The sequence below is a fragment of the Acinetobacter sp. WCHA39 genome (assembly GCF_002165385.1).
Taxonomy (GTDB): domain Bacteria; phylum Pseudomonadota; class Gammaproteobacteria; order Pseudomonadales; family Moraxellaceae; genus Acinetobacter.
In genome coordinates this window covers 1-3,235 of the sequence record NZ_NHRP01000069.1, presented here as the reverse complement: position 1 = coordinate 3,235, position 3,235 = coordinate 1, and the positions used below count along the sequence as shown (strand labels likewise).

2 protein-coding genes and 3 pseudogenes are annotated in these 3,235 nt (G+C 53.3%); 2 read left to right on the top strand and 3 right to left on the bottom strand.

Going from position 1 to position 3,235, the window contains the following annotated elements; genetic code table 11:
- Nucleotides 1-422, bottom strand: a pseudogene (locus CDG56_RS16515) (IS6-like element IS1006 family transposase); the annotation flags it as partial.
- Nucleotides 423-485: 63 nt separating this feature from the next.
- Here CDG56_RS16515 and CDG56_RS16510 point away from each other — a divergent pair.
- Nucleotides 486-1,316, top strand: a pseudogene (locus tag CDG56_RS16510) (IS91-like element ISVsa3 family transposase); the annotation flags it as partial.
- Between the two features lie 175 nt (nt 1,317-1,491).
- On the opposite strand, the gene CDG56_RS16500 reads toward CDG56_RS16510, so the two are convergent.
- Nucleotides 1,492-1,794 (bottom strand): phosphoglucosamine mutase, encoded by a 303-nt coding sequence (locus tag CDG56_RS16500; protein ID WP_000251875.1) that lies wholly within the window; start codon nt 1,792-1,794, stop codon nt 1,492-1,494.
- 86 nt (nt 1,795-1,880) lie between these two features.
- Nucleotides 1,881-2,696: a sulfonamide-resistant dihydropteroate synthase Sul2 gene (gene sul2, locus CDG56_RS16495; protein WP_001043260.1), complete on the bottom strand. Its 816-nt coding sequence runs from the start codon at nt 2,694-2,696 to the stop codon at nt 1,881-1,883.
- 89 nt (nt 2,697-2,785) lie between these two features.
- On the opposite strand from sul2, the pseudogene CDG56_RS16490 reads away from it, so the two are divergent.
- A pseudogene (locus CDG56_RS16490) lies at nt 2,786-3,133 on the top strand (IS4 family transposase); the annotation flags it as partial.
- Nucleotides 3,134-3,235: the final 102 nt, after the last annotated feature.

Sequence of the window (3,235 nt, the reverse complement as noted above, 5' to 3'; positions counted from 1 at the left end):
GGTGCTTTATCCGTGTTGATCACTTGTGGAATTTGCCACTTCTTCACATTATTTAAAATTTTTCCAAGAAAACAATATGCTGATTTGGTATTACGTCTAGAAGAAAGATAAAAATCAATGGTATCGCCACGTTGATCGACTGCACGATACAGATAAGACCATCGTCCATTCACTTTTACATAGGTTTCATCAATATGCCACGAGCTCAGATCTGTAGGATTACGCCAATACCAGCGTAAACGTTTTTCTATTTCAGGAGCATAACGTTGAACCCAACGGTAAATAGTCGTGTGATCAACATTCACACCCCGTTCGGCCAGCATTTCCTGCAGTTCACGATAGCTAATGCCATATTTACAATACCAGCGCACAGCCCAAAGAATGATTTCGCCCTGAAAATGCCGACCATGGAAAGGATTCATATGCTGCACCTTTAGCTAAAACAGTCTTCAGCTTACCATTCGTGGTTATTTGCAACAGTGCCGCTGACGCACACCATCGCCCACCGGGTGGGTCGCTATCTGGAACGGCAAGGCCTGCTGGAACGGGATGTCGAAAACAGCTATCTGGCCTCGGATGCGGTGGATGACGACCCGATGACACCCCTGCTGGGGCACTCGATCACTTACCGTATCGCTGTCGGTTCACAGGCGGGGCGAAAGGTGTTCACTTTGCAAACTCTGCCGACCAGTGGTGATCCGTTCGGTGACGGGATTGGCAAGGTAGCCGGGTCCAGCCTGCACGCCGGCGTGGCGGCCAGGGCCGATGAACGCAAGAAGCTCGAACGGCTGTGCCGGTACATCAGCCGCCCGGCGGTATCCGAGAAGCGGCTGTCGTTAACACGAGGCGGCAACGTGCGCTACCAGCTCAAGACGCCGTACCGGGACGGCACCACGCACGTCATTTTCGAACCATTGGATTTCATTGCAAGGCTGGCCGCCCTGGTACCGAAGCCCAGAGTCAACCTAACCCGCTTCCACGGGGTGTTCGCACCCAACAGTCGGCACCGGGCGTTGGTCACGCCGGCAAAACGGGGCAGGGGCAACAAGGTCAGGGTGGCTGATGAACCGGCAACACCAGCACAACGGCGAGCGTCGATGACATGGGCGCAACGGCTCAAGCGTGTTTTCAATATCGACATCGAGACCTGCAGCGGCTGCGGCGGCGCCATGAAAGTCATCGCCTGCATTGAAGACCCTATAGTGATCAAGCAGATCCTTGATCACCTGAAGCACAAAGCCGAAACCAGCGGGACCAGGGCGTTACCCGAAAGCCGGGCGCCACCGGCTGAGCTGCTCCTGGGTCTGTTTGACTGACGAGCCTGAAGGCCAACGATACCAATCAAAATGCTGCGTTCACAGCGCCGCGGCAGGGATCCGCCGTGCTGGTTGTCGGAAAAGGAGCCGCTAGTGGGAAAGAGGAGGGTAAATTTTCAGCGTTGCTGGCTCCCCGTCAGCCGGATTGGGTTGCATCGCAGGGGTGTCGAAAGAGTCAACTGCGGTCCAAAGCTGTTGGACTTGGGTGAAAAGGGCGTTTATTCTTCCTATACGTTGTCGGCAGCGGGCCAAAAAGGAATACGTCCATGCCCATCGAGGTGAAACCGGCTGTGAGCGCGGGTTCAAGCATATAGCCCGACAGGCGCGTATCCTTGCCGATCACGACACGATGGCGGTGGTCACCGCGACGAAAGACACGGCCAGCCGCCATGCCGACGCGCAAGGCGGTTTCCGCCGTCATCGCGCCTTCGTTGGCTTTGCCACGAATACCGTCTGTGCCGAAATATTTGCGCACCATAAGGTCGATTATCCTGTCGTCGGGTCGCCCTCAAAGGGGACATGCCTGCTGAACCGCGAATATAGAGAAATATCCCGAATGTGCAGTTAACGAATTCTTGCGGTTTCTTTCAGCGCCGCCAATACCGCCAGCCCGTCGCGCAAGGGGCGCGGCTCGTGTGTGCGGATGAAGTCAGCTCCACCTGCGGCGGCGGCAAGCTCTGCAGCGAGTGTCGCGGCCCCGACATCCCCCGGACCACGGCCTGTGAGCGCGCGCAGAAAGGATTTGCGCGAAACAGACAGAAGCACCGGCAAATCGAAGCGCAGCCGCAATTCATCGAACCGCGCCAGCACCGAGAGCGAGGTTTCGGGAGCAGCCCCCAGAAAAAACCCCATGCCGGGATCAAGGACAAGGCGGTTGCGTTTGATACCGGCACCCGTCAGCGCCGCGATGCGCGCGTCAAAGAACGCCGCAATGTGATCCATGATGTCGCCAGCGGGTGCCTCGCGCCGATCTGCCTGCCCGTCTTGCACCGAATGCATAACGACGAGTTTGGCAGATGATTTCGCCAATTGCGGATAGAACGCAGCGTCTGGAAAACCGCGAATATCATTGAGATAGGCCACACCACGCGACAAGGCATAGGCTTGCGTCGCGGGTTGATAACTGTCGAGCGAGACGGGAATGCCATCTGCCTTGAGCGCGTCCAGCACCGGCGCGATACGCGCGATTTCTGTGTCGGACGAAACAGGCGCGGCGTCGGGATTGCTGGATGCCGGACCGAGGTCGATCACATCTGCCCCCTCGGCCATCAGCTTACGCGCCTGCGCAATGGCTGCGTCTGGCGCCAGATACCGGCCTCCATCGGAGAAACTGTCCGAGGTTATGTTGACGATGCCGAAAATGATGAGCGATTTATTCATGGGGGCTTCTATAATAATCTCTGTACACGACAAAAATAGATAACTCATTGAAATAATGTCACAATAATTGTTTTCTAACGACGAATACTATGACACATCTCAATGAGTTATATCTTATCTTAAACAAATCTCTAAAATGGAACAAGTCACATTTAAAGTGCTTTGCGCTCATCATGCTTGTGATTATTTTAAAGCAAACATGTAATCTTTCTTCTGCATCTAAAGCCTTGCCCATCAAGTGTTTACCACAATCATTTTATCGACGTATGCAGCGCTTCTTTGCAGGTCAGTATTTTGATTATCGTCAAATTTCTCAGTTGATTTTCAATATGTTTTCATTCGACCAAGTGCAACTGACTTTAGATAGAACCAATTGGAAATGGGGAAAACGAAATATTAATATCCTGATGCTCGCAATCGTTTATCGTGGAATAGCGGGCACTGTTGCAAATAGAGATTTGAGGGCACTGTTGCAAATAGAGATTTGAGTCGATGAAGTTCCTTTTTAAAAGTGCTTAGAGACCGAAAACCCTGTTGAT